Origin of the sequence: Acinetobacter sp. GWC1_38_13 (assembly GCF_001767535.1) — a bacterium.
In the GTDB taxonomy this organism is placed as follows: Bacteria; Pseudomonadota; Gammaproteobacteria; order Pseudomonadales; family Moraxellaceae; genus Acinetobacter; species Acinetobacter junii.
The window spans coordinates 1-18,830 of record NZ_MELG01000018.1; the positions used below are offsets into that span (position 1 = coordinate 1).

Annotated in this window: 18 protein-coding genes and 3 tRNA genes; 15 read left to right on the top strand and 6 right to left on the bottom strand. The window is 37.8% G+C overall.

Annotated elements, in window-relative coordinates:
* Window positions 1–125: 125 nt before the first annotated feature.
* A complete protein-coding gene (gene ygfZ, locus A2003_RS01620) occupies window positions 126–848 on the bottom strand; it encodes a CAF17-like 4Fe-4S cluster assembly/insertion protein YgfZ (protein ID WP_201897727.1) in 723 nt (240 codons plus the stop codon).
* A 210-nt stretch (window positions 849–1,058) separates the two neighbouring features.
* Between ygfZ and A2003_RS01625 the strand changes: the two genes are divergently transcribed.
* From A2003_RS01625 to A2003_RS01640, 4 genes are all read left to right on the top strand, one after another.
* Window positions 1,059–1,394, top strand: coding sequence for a DUF2004 domain-containing protein (locus A2003_RS01625; RefSeq protein ID WP_042893180.1), 336 nt, complete (start codon window positions 1,059–1,061; stop codon window positions 1,392–1,394).
* Window positions 1,395–1,418: 24 nt separating this feature from the next.
* Window positions 1,419–1,769, top strand: coding sequence for a DUF488 domain-containing protein (locus tag A2003_RS01630; protein WP_004950548.1), 351 nt, complete (start codon window positions 1,419–1,421; stop codon window positions 1,767–1,769).
* Between the two features lie 82 nt (window positions 1,770–1,851).
* A complete protein-coding gene (locus tag A2003_RS01635) occupies window positions 1,852–2,196 on the top strand; it encodes a zinc ribbon domain-containing protein YjdM (RefSeq protein WP_004908748.1) in 345 nt (114 codons plus the stop codon).
* Window positions 2,197–2,323: 127 nt separating this feature from the next.
* Complete coding sequence (locus A2003_RS01640) at window positions 2,324–2,659, top strand: YegP family protein (RefSeq protein WP_286686726.1); 336 nt, start codon at window positions 2,324–2,326, stop codon at window positions 2,657–2,659.
* A 60-nt stretch (window positions 2,660–2,719) separates the two neighbouring features.
* On the opposite strand, the gene A2003_RS01645 is transcribed toward A2003_RS01640, so the two are convergent.
* Complete coding sequence (locus A2003_RS01645) at window positions 2,720–4,435, bottom strand: proline--tRNA ligase (RefSeq protein WP_286686727.1); 1,716 nt, start codon at window positions 4,433–4,435, stop codon at window positions 2,720–2,722.
* A 158-nt stretch (window positions 4,436–4,593) separates the two neighbouring features.
* Entirely contained in the window at window positions 4,594–5,262 is a 669-nt protein-coding gene (locus tag A2003_RS01650; protein WP_233738939.1) for a hypothetical protein, read from the bottom strand.
* Window positions 5,263–5,541: 279 nt separating this feature from the next.
* Here A2003_RS01650 and pilG point away from each other — a divergent pair, with 279 nt between their 5' ends.
* The 6 genes from pilG to A2003_RS01680 all read left to right on the top strand — a co-directional run bounded on the left by pilG (window position 5,542) and on the right by A2003_RS01680 (window position 14,707).
* Complete coding sequence (gene pilG / locus A2003_RS01655; RefSeq protein WP_004640629.1) at window positions 5,542–5,925, top strand: twitching motility response regulator PilG; 384 nt, start codon at window positions 5,542–5,544, stop codon at window positions 5,923–5,925.
* Window positions 5,926–5,945: 20 nt separating this feature from the next.
* Window positions 5,946–6,308 (top strand): response regulator, encoded by a 363-nt coding sequence (locus A2003_RS01660; RefSeq protein WP_004664659.1) that lies wholly within the window; start codon window positions 5,946–5,948, stop codon window positions 6,306–6,308.
* A 38-nt stretch (window positions 6,309–6,346) separates the two neighbouring features.
* Window positions 6,347–6,883 (top strand): chemotaxis protein CheW, encoded by a 537-nt coding sequence (locus A2003_RS01665; protein WP_004908738.1) that lies wholly within the window; start codon window positions 6,347–6,349, stop codon window positions 6,881–6,883.
* Window positions 6,884–6,929: 46 nt separating this feature from the next.
* Window positions 6,930–9,017, top strand: coding sequence for a methyl-accepting chemotaxis protein (locus A2003_RS01670; RefSeq protein ID WP_286686728.1), 2,088 nt, complete (start codon window positions 6,930–6,932; stop codon window positions 9,015–9,017).
* A 154-nt stretch (window positions 9,018–9,171) separates the two neighbouring features.
* Window positions 9,172–14,235, top strand: a complete 5,064-nt coding sequence (locus tag A2003_RS01675; RefSeq protein WP_286686729.1) for an Hpt domain-containing protein — start codon at window positions 9,172–9,174, stop codon at window positions 14,233–14,235.
* Between the two features lie 13 nt (window positions 14,236–14,248).
* On the top strand, window positions 14,249–14,707 hold the full coding sequence (locus A2003_RS01680) for a hypothetical protein (protein WP_004908731.1): 459 nt from the start codon (window positions 14,249–14,251) through the stop codon (window positions 14,705–14,707).
* A gap of 46 nt (window positions 14,708–14,753) precedes the next feature.
* Here the strand turns inward: A2003_RS01680 and dapE are convergent, their stop codons facing one another.
* From dapE to A2003_RS01695, 3 genes are all read right to left on the bottom strand, one after another.
* The gene (gene dapE, locus A2003_RS01685; protein WP_283324790.1) at window positions 14,754–15,890 is read right to left on the bottom strand and encodes a succinyl-diaminopimelate desuccinylase; all 1,137 of its coding nucleotides are present in this window, start codon (window positions 15,888–15,890) and stop codon (window positions 14,754–14,756) included.
* Window positions 15,891–16,014: 124 nt separating this feature from the next.
* Complete coding sequence (locus tag A2003_RS01690; protein ID WP_005402122.1) at window positions 16,015–16,158, bottom strand: entericidin A/B family lipoprotein; 144 nt, start codon at window positions 16,156–16,158, stop codon at window positions 16,015–16,017.
* Window positions 16,159–16,276: 118 nt separating this feature from the next.
* Window positions 16,277–17,134 (bottom strand): DUF1853 family protein, encoded by an 858-nt coding sequence (locus A2003_RS01695; protein WP_099949083.1) that lies wholly within the window; start codon window positions 17,132–17,134, stop codon window positions 16,277–16,279.
* Between the two features lie 101 nt (window positions 17,135–17,235).
* Here A2003_RS01695 and A2003_RS01700 point away from each other — a divergent pair, with 101 nt between their 5' ends.
* The 5 genes from A2003_RS01700 to A2003_RS01720 all read left to right on the top strand — a co-directional run bounded on the left by A2003_RS01700 (window position 17,236) and on the right by A2003_RS01720 (window position 18,771).
* On the top strand, window positions 17,236–17,607 hold the full coding sequence (locus A2003_RS01700) for a YbaN family protein (RefSeq protein ID WP_099949082.1): 372 nt from the start codon (window positions 17,236–17,238) through the stop codon (window positions 17,605–17,607).
* A 196-nt stretch (window positions 17,608–17,803) separates the two neighbouring features.
* Window positions 17,804–18,307 (top strand): cell wall-recycling L,D-carboxypeptidase ElsL, encoded by a 504-nt coding sequence (gene elsL, locus A2003_RS01705; RefSeq protein ID WP_004963873.1) that lies wholly within the window; start codon window positions 17,804–17,806, stop codon window positions 18,305–18,307.
* A gap of 169 nt (window positions 18,308–18,476) precedes the next feature.
* A tRNA-Val gene (locus A2003_RS01710) sits at window positions 18,477–18,552 on the top strand.
* 23 nt (window positions 18,553–18,575) lie between these two features.
* A tRNA-Asp gene (locus tag A2003_RS01715) sits at window positions 18,576–18,652 on the top strand.
* 42 nt (window positions 18,653–18,694) lie between these two features.
* Window positions 18,695–18,771 (top strand) — tRNA-Asp (locus A2003_RS01720).
* The last annotated feature ends 59 nt before the right edge of the window (window positions 18,772–18,830 follow it).

Below are 18,830 nucleotides of genomic sequence, written 5' to 3' on the forward strand. Positions count from 1 at the left end.
ATTTCAGGGGTGTATTTTACTTTTTTCATCGGGACATTCTCTCAAGAAAAGTGGTCTCCGACAAACCCGGTACGGTTCAAACCATGTTATTACAGCTCCTAAAATGAAAAAGGTTTTTACAACTGTTAACTTGGTCTTGCTACATCACCATTCAAAGCCTCTGGTAAATCTAGGATATCTAGTCCTAATTCTTCTAAAGCCGTTGGCTTGGCAATCACCAGCGCTAAATAACCATCATTAATATTTACACTATTTACAACTTCAACATCCTTATTTAGTTGTGTTGCTGGAGCAGGCAGATCACCTTTGGCATGAATTAGATGTAACCAGTGTTTAGGTTTAGCTTTAAACCAAAGACGAGCTACAATTTCTTGACCTAAATAACAGCCCTTATCAAAATGTACGCCGTCTCGCTGATGTAATCGTAATTCTTGCGGCTGGAATAAGTGTTCTGTTGTTTTGCTAATCCAAGCTTGCCCTGACTTGATCGCTTCAATCTGCCAAGTATAGATATCCGTTTCATTTGAAGAAAATTCTGTTTGGATCCCATGTATAGTTGGAAAAACAGAACCTATTTCTTCTAATTTCAACTTAGAAAAAGCACCAAATTTCTTAATGTGCTTGGCAAACTCTTCAGCTTGATCGTGAGTCGTAACTAGTTCAAAACTTTCTGTATTTAGCTTTTTTATCCACAAACCAAAATGAATTCGTCCTTTTAAATCGCAAATAGCAGTGTAGCGACTTTCATTTAAAGCTAAACGTTCAACATGAACCGTCACCTGACCTTGTAAAAATTTTTGTGCATCAACACCATTTAAACTAAAAGCCGTAAAAGCAAGCTCACTCATTGATCGATCCTAAACTATTTGTTCATCTAAAAACATAAAGACATTTTGCGCCATTTTTTATAAAAATGCAGCCTGAAATTCTCGATAATCGTAGCCAAATAGAAGATTAGATGTGTCGCTAACAGTTTGAAAACCGCTATGATATTTTTAGTCAATAAAACTATGCATTAAAAATAAAAATTCAACTCATAAGATGATAGGGAATCAATAATGGCTAATCATTTTGGACTTAACCGAGAGCAAATCGCTCGTGCAGCGATGCGAACAGCATTAGAAAATCAACAAGCTGAAGATAGTGTCGAGTTATTTATTCAACATCACCTCGAAGAGATTGAACCTGATTATTGGGAAAAGCATTTTGGAACCAGTCAACCCAATTGTTTACAAGTTCTAGAGCACTTAGTGCTTCTTCATCAATTTGAAGATGGAGACCTAGAAACAATGGAAATGTTGGATTTTAGCTTACCAGAAGAAGTAACTAACTATGTTATTTGCGTGAGTTTTGATGCTAAAGGTGAAGTGGTTGATATCTCTATGGAAAGTTAGTTTTGTCTTTTCAGGTGGTGTTTAATGGATATTCAAATTAAGAGAATTTATGAGGATTCTGAAAAATCAGATGGGTTAAGGATTCTTGTTGACCGTTTATGGCCAAGAGGAGTATCAAAGGAAAAAGCACATCTTGATTTATGGTTAAAAGAAATAGCACCATCAACACAATTACGTACTGCATTTTGCCATAAAGTAGAAAATTGGTTGGAATTCCAAGATAAATATTATGAAGAATTGTCTAGAAATCCATGTATTAATGAGTTGGTACACTTGGCTGAAAAGAATAAGCTAACCCTTATATATGCTGCAAAGGATCCAAACTTGAATCATGCTTTGGTGCTTAAAAATTTTATATTAGCTAAGGAAAAATAAATTTTTATAATTTTAACAATACTTAAAATGATGTTTTGAAAAAAATTGTCTTTGATTCATAATAGCATTTTGAGTTTCTTTTATGTCTTTGCCAAATTGTCCAAAATGCCAATCAGAATATACTTATCAAGAAGCTGATTTATTTATTTGCCCTGAGTGTGCACACGAGTGGAAAGAAGGTTCTGTTGCCACAAATGAATCAGAAGAAATCATTAAAGATGCAAATGGCAATGTATTGGCTGATGGGGATAGTGTTACTGTTATTAAAGATTTAAAAATAAAAGGTTCGTCTTCTGTTGTAAAAGTCGGTACAAAAGTAAAAACGATTCGTTTAGTTCACGGTGCAAGTGATGGTCATAATATCGATTGTAAAATTGATGGTATAGGCGCTATGAAACTTAAAGCTGAATTTGTAAAGAAAGCGTAGTTTAAGCATAAGAAAAGCAGCAGAAATGCTGCTTTTCTTATAAATTACTAAATGAGAACAAAAAACAATCTTCTAGGGTTTGCTACTCAACTATATTGAAATAACAATTCCGATAAGAGAGGTTCTCATGGCAGGTTGGTTTGAAGTCAGTCAAGCGAATGATGGGCAGTATCGCTTTGTTTTAAAAGCAGGGAATGGTGAGCCTATTCTAAATAGTGAACTTTATAAAACAAAAGCAGCAGCGCTCAATGGTATAGCATCTGTTCAAAAAAATAGTCCAGATGATGGGCGATATGAGCGAGTGGTAGCAAAAAATGAAAAACCTTATTTTAATTTAAAAGCAGCGAATCATCAGGTGATTGGAACTAGCCAATTGTATTCAAGTGAACATTCACGAGATAAAGGGATTGAGTCTGTTAAAAACAATGGTTCATCAGAGACTATAAAAGATTTAACTGTCTAAATCTAAAAAATAAAAAAAGCCGTTTCAAAAACGGCTTTTTTGCTATCTGATAATTAGCAATTAACCAGCAAGTTTTTTGATTAACTCTTCTTTACTTAGATTGGTTGATTCTTCATCACGACGACCTTTGTATTCAAAAGTACCAGCGTCTAAGCCTTTTTCACCGATTACAATACGATGAGGAATACCCATCAATTCAAGATCAGAGAACTTAACGCCAGGGCGTTCATTACGGTCATCTAATAACACGTCATAGCCTTGAGCTTGTAATTCAGCATAAAGTGCTTCTGCTGCTTCAAGAGTGCGCGGCGACTTATGAGCATTCATTGGAACGATTGCAACTTCGAATGGTGCGATTGCTTGAGGCCAAATAATGCCTTTATCGTCAAAGTTTTGTTCAATTGCTGCAGCAACTACACGGGTGACACCGATACCATAACAACCCATTGTGACAGTAAATGGTTTTCCATCTTCCCCAAGTACTTTACAACCTAATGCTTCAGAATATTTCGTACCCAGTTGGAAGATGTGACCAACTTCGATCCCTCGTTTAATCTGCAATGTACCTTTACCATCTGGTGATGGATCGCCTTCAACCACATTACGAAGATCATAAACTTCACTATACTTCGCATCTCGTTCCCAGTTTAAGCCAGTAGCATGCTTATCAACTTGGTTAGCACCTGCGATAAAATCAGATAATACAGATGCTGCACGATCAACAATTACGGTTAAGCCTTTTTCTACAAGTCCCTGAGGACCACAGAAGCCAGCTGTTAAACCATTTTGCTTTAATTGTTCTTCTGTAGCAAAGCTCAGAGGCGCTGCAATAAGAGGATGTTTTTCAGCTTTAATCTCATTCAGTTCGTGATCACCGCGTAAGAAAAGTGCAATTACTGGAATATTGCCGTTTTCATCCGCGATACCTTGTACAAGTAGAGCTTTGATCGATTGTTTCGCTTCAGCATTTAAAAAACCGCAGACATCTTCAATCGTTTTTTGATTCGGTGTCTCAACGATTTTAAATTCTTGTGTAGCTGCTAAACGTTCACCAACTAACACAGCCTCAGCCATTTCAACGTTAGCTGCGTAATCTGATTTTGTAGAGAAGGCGATGTCGTCTTCACCACTAGATGCCAATACATGAAACTCATGCGATGCAGAACCACCAATCGAGCCTGTATCAGCCTGAACTGGGCGGAAGTCCAATCCTAATCGTGTGAAGATACGGCTGTATGTGTCATACATAACATCGTAAGTTTCTTGAAGAGATTCTTGGTTTGCATGGAAAGAATAAGCATCTTTCATGATGAATTCACGTGAACGCATCACGCCAAAACGAGGGCGAATTTCATCACGGAATTTGGTTTGAATTTGGTAGAAATTTAGAGGTAATTGTTTATAACTTTTAAGTTCATTACGCGCTAAGTCGGTGATGACCTCTTCATGTGTAGGTCCCAATACAAAGTCATTTGTATGGCGATCTTTGAAACGTAATAATTCAGGTCCGTATTGTTCAAAACGACCAGATTCTTCCCATAGTGCAGCAGGTTGTGTGACTGGCATAAAGACTTCTAATGCACCAGAACGATTCATTTCTTCACGAACAATCGCATCAACTTTCTTTAGAACACGTGTTCCCATGGGCAACCAAGAGTATAAGCCAGAAGCTAATTTACGAATCATCCCCGCACGTAACATAAGCTGATGAGAAATAACTTCAGCATCATTTGGGGTTTCTCTTAACGTTGCAAATAAAAAGCGGCTTGCGCGCATGGAAACTATCCTAGAGTTAAATGTTGTCTAAAAATTAGTTTACAAAAAGGACTTTTAAGATGTCTATTTTGAATTGAGCGCATTATGACATGAATCATTCAATTTCGGAAAAGTTAGCACATCCAATTCAAGCGAAAGTTGTATAGAGGGGGCGGTAGTTATTGATTACGAGATGCTTCATCTTGTTCTAATTTATTTAAGCGACGAATGATCTCAGCATAATCTGACTCAGTTTTATGATAGCTATTACGTAAACTTTCAACAGTGTTTTTTACATTATCAATATTTTGAGCATTATTGGCTAAATTGTTTTTGAGTGATGCTGGAATTGATTCTCCTTTGCGATGATATTCCATTTCTTGACGCTTGAAGCCGATCTTATCGCGTTGTAACTGTTTTAATTGGTTCTGCTGATAATTCAACTGCTTTTTAATGTTTGCTAACATTTGATCGCGTTTTATTGCTGCAATTTTTGCACTTCCATAGGCACGTTTGAGTTTTAAATCTTTTTCTCGTTGTCTAGCTAAAGCTTCACGATGAGATGCTTGTTGAACATCTTTATTCGCATTATATGGTTGATTTCGTTTGATCACTTGCATGTTACGATCGAGTGCTTCATACCCATAACGAATATGCTCTGGTGTCACAGAAGTGCTTACATTAGCAACACCATTTCTGTCGTAGTAACGATACCATGCTGCTTTGGGTTGATCAGTTGCTGCGAAAGTTGATGTATAAAAAAAACATAAAAAAAATGCGCAAATGTAATTACGAGCAATCGTTGTAAAGTGACGAATGCGGAAACCGCACTTTAACGAACCAGTCATTACATTCCCCGATAAAAAGTTAATTAAATCACTTATTTTTAAAAAATAATCAGTAGTATATTAGTAGCTATTTATACAATTAAAAATACTTCTTATGCAAAAAAAATAGGAATTTGATGAAAAGTGTGAACTGCTTGGTATTGTTTTGAAAAACTGATAGTTTGGTTCGAAAAAATTCATTGATAATGCAAGTAAAGATATGTTAAAAATATCAATTAGTCTGTATAAAACAAATTAAACAACCATAATTTGTATTGAGTGAATGGGGCAGGACAATAAATGGAAGATAAATTTCAAAATTTAAAAGTAATGGTGATTGACGATTCTAAAACGATTCGACGTACAGCTGAGACACTGTTACAACGCGAAGGTTGTGAGGTGATTACAGCTGTCGATGGTTTTGAAGCATTATCGAAAATTGCGGAAGCAAATCCTGATATCGTATTTGTCGATATTATGATGCCTCGTCTAGATGGTTACCAAACCTGTGCATTAATTAAAAACTCTCTAAATTATCAAAATATTCCAGTAATCATGTTATCAAGCAAAGATGGTTTGTTTGATCAAGCCAAAGGGCGTGTCGTGGGGTCAGATGAATATTTAACTAAGCCATTTAGTAAAGATGAGCTGTTAAGTGCGATTCGTAACCACGTAAGCGCATAAAATTTAAAATCGAGGAAAAAATGGCTCGTATACTTATTGTAGATGATTCTCCTACTGAAACGTTTCGTTTTAGAGAAATTTTGACAAAGCACGGTTATGAAGTTTTAGAAGCAACTAATGGTGCTGACGGTGTAACAATGGCACAGGCTGAGTTACCAGACCTTGTGTTAATGGATGTGGTAATGCCAGGGATGAATGGCTTTCAAGCAACACGTCAAATCAGTAAAGGTAAGGATACACAACATATTCCAGTCGTGATTGTAAGTACCAAAGATCAAGCGACAGACAGAGTGTGGGGTAAACGTCAAGGTGCTTGTGATTACTTAACTAAGCCTATTGATGAACAGCAACTGATAGATGTGATCAAGCAACTATTAAGTTAATTGTACGAGCCTTTTCAATACTCAATATGGGATAGGTTATGGCTGCAAATGGATTTATCGAATTGCTTCGCTTATCCAAGCGAGGCAATAAACAATACGCTTCAACACAAAATGAAGTCAGTCGTTGGTCTGGTATTGCATTTGAGATGTTAGGGCAATATTTTGTTGCGCCACTTGGGGAAATTTCGGAGGTGATTTATCCACCGAAATATACTCCTGTACCAAATACTCAATCATGGGTGCGTGGTTTGGCAAATATTCGTGGGCGGTTGCTTTCAGTTTCTGATTTAACACATTTTATTTCAGGACAAAGGAGCCAATTTTCACCAACGCAAAAAGTAATTTGTATAAGCCATCAAGATCATTATGTTGGTTTGGTTGTAGACCAAGTTTTGGGGATTCAGCACTTTAATAAAAAGAGTTTTTTTTCTCAAAGTTCTGAACTAGACAATAAGCTCAAAGAGTATTGTCAGGGATACTTCCACCAACATAACCAACAATGGCATGTATTTTTACTGAGTCGGTTGTTGCAAAACCCTCAATACATGAATGCATCAATAAAATTTATAAACTAATTTTTACGCTACGGAACATAAATGCGTATTCAGGGGAGAAGCTGGTATGGGCTTTAAACTTAAAAAGAAAAATGGCAGTGTTAATGATAGTTCTGGTACTAAGAAGAGCAGCGCATTTTTAGAAAAAATACGCACTCAATTAGATCAGTTTTCACGATTATTCGGTGAAACTGAGAAATCTAGACCGATTCTTTATCGAGCTTTAATCGCTTTAGCTCTAGCAGTTATCCTCTTAATTTACCTTTTTGTCAGTGTTCCACGTTCAAACCAATTAACTCGTAGTTTGGGTGAGTTGCGTTTGTTATCGCAGATGATTTCGCGCCAAGCAACAGAGGCAACGGCTTCAGGTACACCTGAAGCGATGAAGAGTTTGGTTGAGTCAGAAAAACGATTTGCTGAGAACTTGGAACTTGTTGAGAATGTTTATGGTAAAGGCTCAGCAGAGTACAAAAAAGTAAATGAACTTTGGACTAATGTTTCTAAAAACATTGATTTAATTGCTTCGCAACATAAAGTCATTAATCAGCTTTATGATACGAACATTTCCATCAGTGAAACGATTCCTGAAATTCAGGCTGAGTATAACTTGATGGTTGATCAAATGGTTCGTGAGAACATGCCAAGTAGTCAGGTAATTATCACTAAAAACCAAGTGTTTATTGCAGAACGTATTTTACGTTCAATTAACTCAGTACTAGTAGGTACGGATAACTCTAGTATCTCTGCAAATGACTTCGGTGCTGATATTGATACTTTTGGTGTTTACTTAAATGCTCAATTAAATGGTAGTGCTGAACTTGGTGTAGATCGTATCGAATCACCTGATTTACGTGAATCTTTGGATAGCATTAAATCTGATTATGATGCTGTTCTAAAATCAGCTGCAGAAACAGTATTACAGAATGCCAATCAAATCGTTCGTGTTCGTCAAGCTTCATCTCAAATTTTCTCTCAATCAGATGCCTTACTTGGGTCATTAAATGCATTATCTGATAAAGCAGAGGGTGGTTGGGGTAATGTTGTTGCAGGTATCGTATTAATTGGTGCTTTGGGACTATTGGTTTTCTCTGCGTTACAATTACTCGCATTACGTAGTAATACTGATAAAGAGCGTGTAACTCGTTTACAAGATGAATATGACCGTAACCAAAATGCGATTCTACGTTTACTTGATGAGATTGCCGACTTAGCTGACGGTGACTTACGTTCTTATGCAACAGTATCAGAAGACTTTACGGGTGCGATTGCCGACTCGATTAACTTCGCAATTGATCAGTTACGAGATCTAGTTTCTCGAATCACTGAGACATCTCAAGAAGTTGCACGATACACGCAAGATACACAGAATATTACTAACCAGTTAGCTGAAGCTTCTGAGCACCAAGCACAAGAAATTGCAGGTGCATCTGCTGCAATGAATGAAATGGCATTGTCAATTGACCAAGTATCTGCCAACGCTTCTGAATCTGCTGATGTAGCATTGCGTTCTGTACAAATTGCATCAAACGGGGCAGATGTTGTAAACCGTTCAATCGAAGGTATGGATCATATTCGTGAGCAGATTCAGGAAACCTCTAAACGTATTAAACGTTTGGGTGAATCTTCTCAAGAAATTGGTAACATCGTATCGTTGATTAATGATATTGCCGATCAAACGAACATCTTGGCATTAAACGCAGCAATTCAAGCATCGATGGCTGGTGAAGCTGGTCGTGGTTTCGCGGTAGTTGCGGATGAGGTACAACGTCTAGCTGAACGTTCAGCATCAGCAACTAAACAGATTGAAGGATTGGTAAAAACAATTCAAACAGATACCAATGAAGCCGTAATTTCAATGGAACAAACAACGGCAGAGGTTGTTCGCGGTGCAAACTTGGCAAAAGATGCAGGTATCGCACTTGACGAAATTCAAACGGTATCTGGCGACTTAGCGAAATTGATTGCAAGCATTTCTGATGCCGCAAAACTACAATCTGCTTCAGCAAGTCATATTGCAACTACGATGAACGTCGTTCAAGAAATTACATCTCAAACGACTACTGCAACCTTCGATACAGCTCGTTCTGTTTCTGAATTGGCAAGCATGGCTGAATCATTACGTGAGTCTGTAACTGACTTTAAGTTACCTGAATAAACATTGAGTCAGAGGGTTGCTGAGAATCAACCCTCTGACTGAAATGAAATTTCGAATATCTCGGCAAGATGATGAGTATATGGAACGACATCTTGTACGGTTGGTACACGTATTTTTAAGCCACAATTAGTGGATAAAAACGAAAGAAGCCGCTATGAAAGAAATATTAAAAACATTAGTTGAAACGATGACGCTTCCTGAAGACAGTTATCTTGAGCAGGACTCAGAGATTCTTGATATTTTTATTGAAGAGTTAGATGAGATTTTTGTTGAATTAGAACCATTATTAGTTCAATGGATCGAACACCCTGATCAAAAAGATGTAATTACAGATATTCGCCGCCACTTTCATACATTGAAAGGTTCTGGTCGAATGGTCGGTGCGAAATCATCAGGCGAATTGGCATGGACTGTTGAAGATACTCTGAATCGCATAATTGCAGGTACCATTTCACTGGATCAGAATATTCAGCAATATGTACAAACGGTATTCAATATCTATAGATTTAAACTCGTCCAAGATTTTAAATCAGTTCAAGCTCATCATATTAATTTAAAGCCATTAGTGTTATTGGGGCAGCAACTACAAAAAGAACAAAGCCTTGAGCCTGCTTTAGCCGAATTGCTACAACTGTCAGTTACTTTAGATAAAGAAGATGTCATGACAGGCTTGGAAGTAAGTGCTGACGATAGTTTGGAAGAAGCAAAAGCTGTTTCTAATGAAGAAAATCTTGTTGAAGACCAAACTGAAGAAGATGGTTTAATAAAAGAAACTTTAGCAATCTTCTTAGAAGAGTCGGAGGATCATTTAGCAACGATTGATCAATTTTTACTGAAAGATCGTCCAACAAATGATAATTATAATACCTTGATTCGAGCTTTACATACCTTGCGTGGTAGTTCAGCAATGGCACATGTAGATCAGGTATTTGATGCAAGTTCAAAAGTTGAGAACTTATTCAAAACGCTCTTACAAGAAGAATTAGATTCAAGTTCGGATGAAACTGCATTACTCATCCATTATGCTCAGTTTGTGCGTGATTATTTACACACCCTTAAACAAGAAGGTCCAAAGCAAAAGTTTGATGAAATTTTTGATACCTTCAATGTTGCTTGGGATAGCTATGATTTTCAATTGGAAGAAAAACAAGGGGATACCGTACGTCCTCAAGGTCTTGTTTCTCAATTATTAGAGCTTGATATCAATGATCTGCTTGATGTGGAGTTTGATTTTGAAAAGCGTGCCCGCAGTGAATTTCCTCAGTATATTCAAACATTAAGTAAGCAAACAGAGCTTTTATTACAGCATACTCATCATCATGCAACAATTGGGATGTATCAGTACACAAGTCTGTTACGTTCAAGTTATCAAGATCTTTTATTCAAACCGAGTTTATTAAATCTTGATTATGCTTTTGAGTTATATCAGCAAGTTCATCAACACTTTATTCAATTATTTGATACGTTGGCAGCAGGACAACGGGTAACTTTGACTAAAGTTCATGAGCGTATTCTCAATGAACTGAGTTCATTTACTCAGCAGAATGTTGAAAGTGTTGCATCAAGTGATGAATTACTTGCCGAGATTGTTGAAGTCGCTCAAGATCAGCCTGACACTTCAGATATTAGTGAACATACAACTGTAAATGATCTCTCAACGCAGTTTGCGCTTGATAAGCAAATGCTTGACTCTAATAAGTCCAATCGAGATTTTGACCCTGATCTTTTAGATATCTTCCTTGAAGAGGCTGATGAGTTACTCGCAGGTATCGATGCAGATTTAACGACATGGTCATCTGATCAACAAAATCTAAATGCTCTAAAGAATTTGATGCGTTATTTACACACCTTAAAAGGTGGGTCAAATATGATTCAAGCAAGGCATATTGGATTAATCGCACATGAGCTAGAAACTATTTACGAGAAGTTAATCAATCAACAGATACAGGCTTCCTCTGCTTTAGTTAATTTAATTCGTGCTGTACAGGATGATATTGCTGATCGTATTCAAACTATTAAAGATCATCAAGTTGATTATCCTTCAACTCATGTTTTGGGTTTGTTAAAAGGCGTAGGTGCATCGGATTCGTCACAAGTATCTGAAGTTTCACACGAGCAAAAAGCTGAGCAAGAATTCATACTTGATGTGCAAGACCAAGAGCTAAGCTTAAATAACAGTGAAATCATTATTGAAAGTGACGAGGTTGAAGCCCTTTCATCTGATGACAATAGTCAAACGACCATCAGTAATACAGTAGATGTAACAGATTTCGCTCAACAACTGGCTTTAGACAAACAACTACTACAATCTAGTGATTCAAATCGTAATTTTGATCCAGACTTACTTGATATCTTCTTAGATGAGGCGGACGAGTTACTCGCTGGTATTGATTCAGATTTAAGTCTTTGGACTGCTGATCATACGAATTTAGCTGCATTAAAAAATCTTATGCGTTATTTGCACACCTTAAAAGGTGGATCAAATATGATTCAAGCAACGCATATGGGACTAATCGCACATGAGCTAGAAACAATTTACGAAAAGCTCATTAATCAGCAACTTCACGCATCTTCTGAGCTGATCGCATTAATAAGATTGGTACAAGATGACATTGCTGATCGTGTTCAAACAATTCGTGATCAACAAATCGATTATCCATCAGTACATGTCGTAAATCTTCTACAGCAGCAACATCAAGGTTCTGTTTCAGAATCAGTTTCTTCCACACTTGTGCAGTCTGTTGAAGTTATTGATAGCCAACCGCAAGATCACTATGATGCGACTACTTCTTTGGTGACTGAGACATCTAGTCCAACCATTGAAATTGACGGTGAGGTTGCAGCTACGATTGAGCAGAATGCCCTCGAAACATCTCAAAATGCTGATGAGGAAGTACGTTCACTTGTCGAAGAAACGTTCCTTGAAGAAGCAGAAGAATTACTAGAACAAGCTCAAAGTTTATTAAAACAATGGTTTGAACAACGTGGTAATCGTAGCTTGTTATTGCAGTTGCAGCGTAATGCCCATAGTTTAAAGGGCGGAGCACGCATGGCTCAACTCGAAGCAGTTGGTGTTATTGCTTATCATTTGGAAAATACCTTTGAGCAGTTTGGTTTACATCATTTCAACTCTAATGTTTATGACAATTTACTCAATACAGCATTAACTTGGTTACATGACGCTATTTTCAAACGTCAATACGCCAATTTTGATGGTTTAAAACATAGTTTAGAAAATATCGAATTCGTTGATGTTTCTGCACAGCTTCCACAAAAAATCTCTGCTAAAGATGTATTTACTCCTGAATATACGATGGAGTTTGTGCAAGGTGATGGTACTGAGCCACCATCAATGTTTGGTGAGTGGGAAAGTTCTGAGCGTATCGAACAGAACAATGAAATGATCCGTGTTTCTGCTGATGTCATTGAAAAAATGATTGATTTATCAGGCGAGAATGCGATCAACCGTTCGCGTATTGAGATGGACTTGGGACAGTTAGGTGGAACTCTAACTGAGATGGAGCTAGCGATTAAGCGTTTGGCTGATCAGTTGCGTCGAATGGAAGGTGAGTTAGAAAGTCAAATTATTGCTCGTCATGGCGGTGAAAATTCACGTTATGAGGATTTCGATCCATTAGAGATGGACCAATATTCTTCACTCAATCAATTATCGAAATCTTTGGCTGAATCGGCATCTGACTTAGTCGATTTTAAAACAACTTTATCTGAAAAGATCCGTGATACTGAAGGTCTGTTATTACAGCAGTCTCGTATTCAAGCGGAAATTCAGGAAAGCTTGATGAGAACTCGTCTAGTACCTTTCTCAAGATTGCTACCACGATTACAGCGTATTGTTCGTCAAACAGCATCTACATTGAATCGTCCAACAGAATTGGTGGTGAATAATACTGAGGGTGAACTTGATCGTAGTATTCTCGAAAGATTGATTGCGCCTTTCGAACATATGTTACGTAATGCGATTGACCATGGTATCGAAGATCGTGAGCAACGTTTGCAAGCCAATAAGCCAGAAACAGGTCATATTGTGTTAAATATCGGTCGTCAAGGAACTGATGTTGTTGTTACATTCAGTGATGATGGTAAAGGTATTGATGTTAGCCGTATCAAGCAAAAAGCTATTCAAACAGGTTTGATGACCAAAGATCAAAAACTTGAACAAGAAGAAATCTTACAATTTATTTTCCACCCAGGATTTAGTACGGCTGCACAGGTTACGCAGATTTCAGGTCGTGGTGTAGGTCTTGACGTTGTACAAAGTGATATCAAAGCATTAGGTGGTCACGTCAGTGTAAACTCAACACTTGGTAAGGGAACAACTTTCACAATTCGTGTCCCAACAACTGTGGCGGTTAGTGATGCGTTAATGGTGAAAGCGGGTGATCAGCAATTTGCGTTCCCACTTGCACAAATTGATCGTATTGTGCGAATTTCTCCTGCAGCTTTAGAACAATATTTCGAAGGTCAGGATGATTACTTCACAATTGATCAAGAGAAATATCGCTTACGTTATTTATCTGAGTTTGTAGCAGGTCAACCAATTCCACGCTTAAGTGGAATGGTGCATTCTCTGCCTGTACTTTTGGTTAAAGGTGCGCAAGGTCAAACTACGGCTTTACTGGTTGATCAATTGATCGGTTCTCGTGGCCAAATTGTTGTGAAACCTATTGGACAACAGTTCTCGAGTATTGGTGTGATTGCAGGAGCGACGATTCTAGGTGATGGACAAGTCTGTTTGATTCTAGATGGTCAAACTATTGCTCGTCAGGCGCAGTCAACTCATCGCAGTAAACAAGCTGATGATACCTATACCAAACAGCGTTATGATGAACGTCGCTTGATTATGATTGTCGATGACTCTGTTACGGTACGAAAAGTCACATCACGTTTATTAGAACGCCATGGTTATGATGTTGTGACAGCGAAAGACGGTGTTGATGCGATTGAACAACTTGAAACAATCAAACCTGATTTAATGTTGTTAGATATTGAAATGCCGCGAATGGATGGTTTCGAAGTGACGAATCTTGTTCGACATCATGAGTTGCACCGAGATTTACCGATTATTATGATTACCTCACGTACTGGTGAGAAACATCGTGAACGAGCATTGTCATTGGGTGTAAGTCAATACATGGGTAAACCATTCCAAGAGGAAACTCTTTTGGAAAATATCGAAAGTTTACTGACGGTTCGCTGAGAGGTAGAAACGAATGGCAAAAAAAAATGCGAACACTGCTGGATTGGGACAAATTAACCAACAAGAACTACAGCATTTAATTACAGTATCTACTGGTTTTATTGATGCCTATATTATTGATTGTTTTGATAATGTTCCAATGTTGTTACCACAAAACATTGTGCTTTCAGCAATGGATACTGAAACCAATGTGGATTTCATTGAGTGGCATGATCTTAAGCTACCAGTCTTTGCTGTCAATGATCCGAAGTTAAAAGAAGGTGTTGCTTTGGTCATTGAGGGTGATGATGTTTCAGAACGCTTTGCTTTGGTATGCAACGAAATGCCAGAATCTATTCGTTTACGTATCTCAGAAATGGTAGATGAAGAACGTGATATTAATGATAGTACGGTCTTCAAGTATGTAAAAATGGGAGAGAAGCAATTCTACGTACCTAATTTACAGCATATTCAAACCAAGCTAGGTTTATAAAATAAAAAAGGAACTCAAAATAGAGTTCCTTTTTTAATGCACAGGATTAAGTTAATAAATTTTCTAGAATCTGCTCATAAATATCAGTTAATGGATCAAGCTCATCTACGTTGACATGTTCGTTAATCTGGTGAATGGTTGCATTTAAAACCCCTAGCTCTAGCACTTGTGCGCCAGTTGGTGCGATAAAACGACCATCTGAAGTACCTCCACTCGTAGAAAGTTCGGTTTCAATGCCTGTTACATTTTTAATGGCTGTTTTTGCTGCATTCACCAACTCACCAACAGGTGTAAGGAATGGTAAACCAGACAAGGTCCATTGAATGTCGTAGGTTAATTGGTGTTTATCTAAAGTTTCGATAACACGTTGTTTTAATATTTCAGCTGTAACTTCAGTCGAATAACGGAAGTTAAAAGTCACTTTCAAAGTCCCTGGTACGACATTGGTTGCGCCAGTTCCTGCATGAATATTTGAGATTTGGAAAGAAGTTGCAGGGAAGTATTCATTACCATTGTCCCAAACTGTTTCACATAACTCATTAATTGCTTTAGAGGAGAGGTGAATTGGATTCTGTGCAAGATGAGGATAAGCCACATGTCCTTGCTTGCCATGAATCGTTAAAACGGCATTTAAAGATCCGCGACGACCATTTTTTACAATGTCACCCAATTGATGAGTACTCGAAGGTTCTCCAACAAGACACCACGTCATTTTCTCATTGCGCGCTTCTAAGGTTTCAACAACTTTGACAGTGCCATTGATTGATGGGCCTTCTTCATCAGAGGTAATTAAGAACGCAATAGAACCTTTATGATTTGGATGTTTTGCTACGAAACGCTCAGAAGCAACAACCATTGCTGCCAAAGCTGTTTTCATATCAGCTGAACCACGACCATATAACTTGCCATCTCGAATGCTTGGCAGAAATGGATCTGAGTTCCATGCATCTAAATGACCTGTTGGGACTACATCTGTGTGCCCAGCAAAACAAAAAACAGGTTGTTCTGTACCCCGACGTGCCCAAAGATTATCAACGTCTTCAAAGCGCATATTTTCAATTTTAAAACCTGCTTTCTCTAATCGATCAGCCATGATTTTTTGACAATCATGATCGACTGGAGTGACAGAAGGTTGACGAAGAAGTTGTAAACTGAGTTCTAAAGTATCGGAATGCTGGTTCATGCGAGATGTAGCTAAATCTGGTGAATTCTGAACCGATATAATAGGGGAATCTGATTAAGAAAGGTATGTAAAAATAAACCTTATCTGAGATGAGATAAGGTTTTGTGAACTTACTGGATCAAGATTACATTTTTTCTTGAGTTTTTTCAGCAGTCTGAGTAACTTTGTCACCTGCTTTAGATACGTCCTGACCAAAACCTTTAAATGTATTACAACCAGTTAAAACAAAAGCAGTCATGATCGAAGCAACTAAGATTTTTTTCATCATCTTCTCCGTTTAAATGTAATTATGATGTTCTTAGAGGCTAAAAAAAATACTATAAAATGAACATGATGGTTTGTTTGTAGAACTGTTATGAAATGTTACTTTATAAAAGTTAAACAACTTAAGTTTGCTTGAACAATGATGTCCTAAACATATAAAACTGAGGTTCACTATTGGGATCGTGATAGAGCCCATCTGTCCACCATTTGGCTGAGGTAGAACTTACTTCACGATTTGGGCACAACCATTCATGCCGTTGTAAGCGATGATATTGAGCGATTGGAATATGTGTTCCCCATTTTCCTATTCTGCGACGATTATTTATCCATGTGGGGAGGGGGCGTTGACCGTTGCAAACAGTCGGTAAATACAATTGACCTTTTAAAACACAAAATTTTCTTTGAATTTTATAATCATTTATTTCAGAAAACTGAAATTGTCGTTCAGTGAAATGTTGTAATTTCCTGTTCAATGTATCTTGTCGGTTGAGCCCGTACCAATGTTTTAATTCTAGATCCATTTCACCTAGATAATACTTTAATGCCACTTCCCAATGTTCAATTTCATTACTTCGCTGATTTAAAACTAAAAAATCGAGCTCTCCAATTGTTACTGCGCCGTTGATGATTTGTATGCTATGACCAAGTAATTGATAATGATGAAAATCCTGATCTAAAAGCCAAAACCACAGTAAATTTTCGAAACGCAACCCAAGTCGTGTGCTTTTTAAGCGAGCTATAAATTCGATTAAAGGGCTTGGATCATCATCTAACTGAAATAAACGTGCTTCGTAGGATTGGTAAAGCTCTTGCCAATGATGGTCATCGTGTAGCTCAAAATTGTTTTTTATTACTAATTCATGTGGCTTTTGTGAAAGGATATTCGGGCTCGAGATGCAAAATGCGAGCTGCCTGACGATTGGAGTTTTAAATTGTATCCAAGGTTCAAAAAACAGCGGCGTAGAATCGGCTTCAGACATCATTTAATCCAATCATAGAAATAAGCCAGCCAAGTTTAAGAAAGCAGCTTAAAAACACTTTATACTAGCACGCTTGTGTTGACGTATTGGTTAATAGCGCAATGAAAACTTTATTTTGGCGAAGTCTGGTCGTAATTTTCATTACGCTCGGTATTATTGGTGCAATTTTACCAGGTATGCCAACAACGGTTTTCTTGATCCTTGCTGCTTGGGCTGCATCAAAAGGATGGCCACAAATGGATGCTTGGTTACTCAATCATCCCAAATATGGAGCTACTTTACGCAACTGGCGTGAATATGGCACTGTGCCACGCAAAGCAAAATGGATTGCATCAATTATGATGCTAATCAGTGGAGTTTTGATGTTATTTACCAATGCACCAATCTTAGTCAAAGTATTCACTGATGTGACGATGTTGATCGTTGCAATTTGGCTGTGGTCACGCCCTGAGCCTGATTCAAAAAATGATTAAGTAAATCTTAGAGATGGCTTTAATGCTGCGTTGATTTACGCTTAAATTTAACAAACCAAATGCTACAATGAGAATACTCATCATTTTTTAGTCATTTTAAACGCCGATAGATCCAAATTTTTAAAAAATCAAAACTACAGAAATCAGCTATTATTTGTGTTGAAATAATTTAGCGTTATTTAATCTTGAGATAAAAATGTCGTATACCATCGAACAAGCTGATATTTTGATCGATCTAGCACAACAAACCTTATATTTGCCCAAACATAATAAGTTCTATGTGATTTCATCTGGCAAGAATGGCATTGGTGAACAAGAAAATAGTGGTAAAACACCACGAGGCTGGCATCGTGTTGCTCAGAAAATCGGTCAGAAAGCAGCAAAGAATTCAGTCTTCATCGCTCGTCAACCTACTGGTGAAATTTATAATCAGCAATTAGCGGAACAGTTTCCAGAACGGGATTGGATTTTATCTCGTATTCTTTGGCTAGATGGCTTAGAAGTTGGTTTTAATAAAGGTGAGGGCTGCGACACGTTCAATCGATATATCTATATTCATGGAACACCTGAAAGCCAACCAATGGGTATTCCAATGTCGCATGGCTGTATTCGTATGCAGAATGATGAGATTCTTGAATTGTTTGAACTGGTTCCTGAACATGCACTGGTCTACATTTCTGAATCGCCTTTAGAAATTTAGCTGTTAGAAATCGAATAAGTGTTTAAATAAAATACTGAAATATTAGATTTTATCGTGAATTACCTATTTTTTAATCATTCACACTGTTTTTTTAGAAAAGATGAGGAAAAGCGTTTGACAGGCTGTAAAGATTCTCTATAATGCACCTCACAAACGATGAAGACGTTAAGGGCGCTTAGCTCAGTTGGTAGAGCGTCTGCCTTACAAGCAGAATGTCGGCGGTTCGATCCCGTCAGCGCCCACCAAGCCTTTACGTTAAAACTCAAGTGCAGCGGTAGTTCAGTTGGTTAGAATATCGGCCTGTCACGCCGAGGGTCGCGGGTTCGAGCCCCGTCCGCTGCGCCACTTAAGTTTTAATAATCGTTTTTGAAATTGCAAGATTATAGTGCAGCGGTAGTTCAGTTGGTTAGAATATCGGCCTGTCACGCCGAGGGTCGCGGGTTCGAGCCCCGTCCGCTGCGCCACTTAAGGATTGCAAATTCAGTTAGAGTTAAGTAAATTAGACGTTTACTTAAACAAAGCC

Bases quoted from the DNA above. Each gene is read 5' to 3' on its own strand.
- A2003_RS01680 (WP_004908731.1), top strand. From the start codon at position 14,249: ATGGCAAAAAAAAATGCGAACACTGCTGGATTGGGACAAATTAACCAA.
- A2003_RS01670 (WP_286686728.1), top strand. From the start codon at position 6,930: ATGGGCTTTAAACTTAAAAAGAAAAATGGCAGTGTTAATGATAGTTCT.
- A2003_RS01645 (WP_286686727.1), bottom strand. From the start codon at position 4,435: ATGCGCGCAAGCCGCTTTTTATTTGCAACGTTAAGAGAAACCCCAAAT.
- elsL (WP_004963873.1), top strand. From the start codon at position 17,804: ATGTCGTATACCATCGAACAAGCTGATATTTTGATCGATCTAGCACAA.
- A2003_RS01695 (WP_099949083.1), bottom strand. From the start codon at position 17,134: ATGTCTGAAGCCGATTCTACGCCGCTGTTTTTTGAACCTTGGATACAA.
- A2003_RS01690 (WP_005402122.1), bottom strand. From the start codon at position 16,158: ATGATGAAAAAAATCTTAGTTGCTTCGATCATGACTGCTTTTGTTTTA.
- dapE (WP_283324790.1), bottom strand. From the start codon at position 15,890: ATGAACCAGCATTCCGATACTTTAGAACTCAGTTTACAACTTCTTCGT.
- A2003_RS01650 (WP_233738939.1), bottom strand. From the start codon at position 5,262: ATGACTGGTTCGTTAAAGTGCGGTTTCCGCATTCGTCACTTTACAACG.
- A2003_RS01700 (WP_099949082.1), top strand. From the start codon at position 17,236: ATGAAAACTTTATTTTGGCGAAGTCTGGTCGTAATTTTCATTACGCTC.
- ygfZ (WP_201897727.1), bottom strand. From the start codon at position 848: ATGAGTGAGCTTGCTTTTACGGCTTTTAGTTTAAATGGTGTTGATGCA.
- A2003_RS01660 (WP_004664659.1), top strand. From the start codon at position 5,946: ATGGCTCGTATACTTATTGTAGATGATTCTCCTACTGAAACGTTTCGT.
- A2003_RS01630 (WP_004950548.1), top strand. From the start codon at position 1,419: ATGGATATTCAAATTAAGAGAATTTATGAGGATTCTGAAAAATCAGAT.
- pilG (WP_004640629.1), top strand. From the start codon at position 5,542: ATGGAAGATAAATTTCAAAATTTAAAAGTAATGGTGATTGACGATTCT.
- A2003_RS01635 (WP_004908748.1), top strand. From the start codon at position 1,852: ATGTCTTTGCCAAATTGTCCAAAATGCCAATCAGAATATACTTATCAA.
- A2003_RS01625 (WP_042893180.1), top strand. From the start codon at position 1,059: ATGGCTAATCATTTTGGACTTAACCGAGAGCAAATCGCTCGTGCAGCG.
- A2003_RS01675 (WP_286686729.1), top strand. From the start codon at position 9,172: ATGAAAGAAATATTAAAAACATTAGTTGAAACGATGACGCTTCCTGAA.
- A2003_RS01665 (WP_004908738.1), top strand. From the start codon at position 6,347: ATGGCTGCAAATGGATTTATCGAATTGCTTCGCTTATCCAAGCGAGGC.
- A2003_RS01640 (WP_286686726.1), top strand. From the start codon at position 2,324: ATGGCAGGTTGGTTTGAAGTCAGTCAAGCGAATGATGGGCAGTATCGC.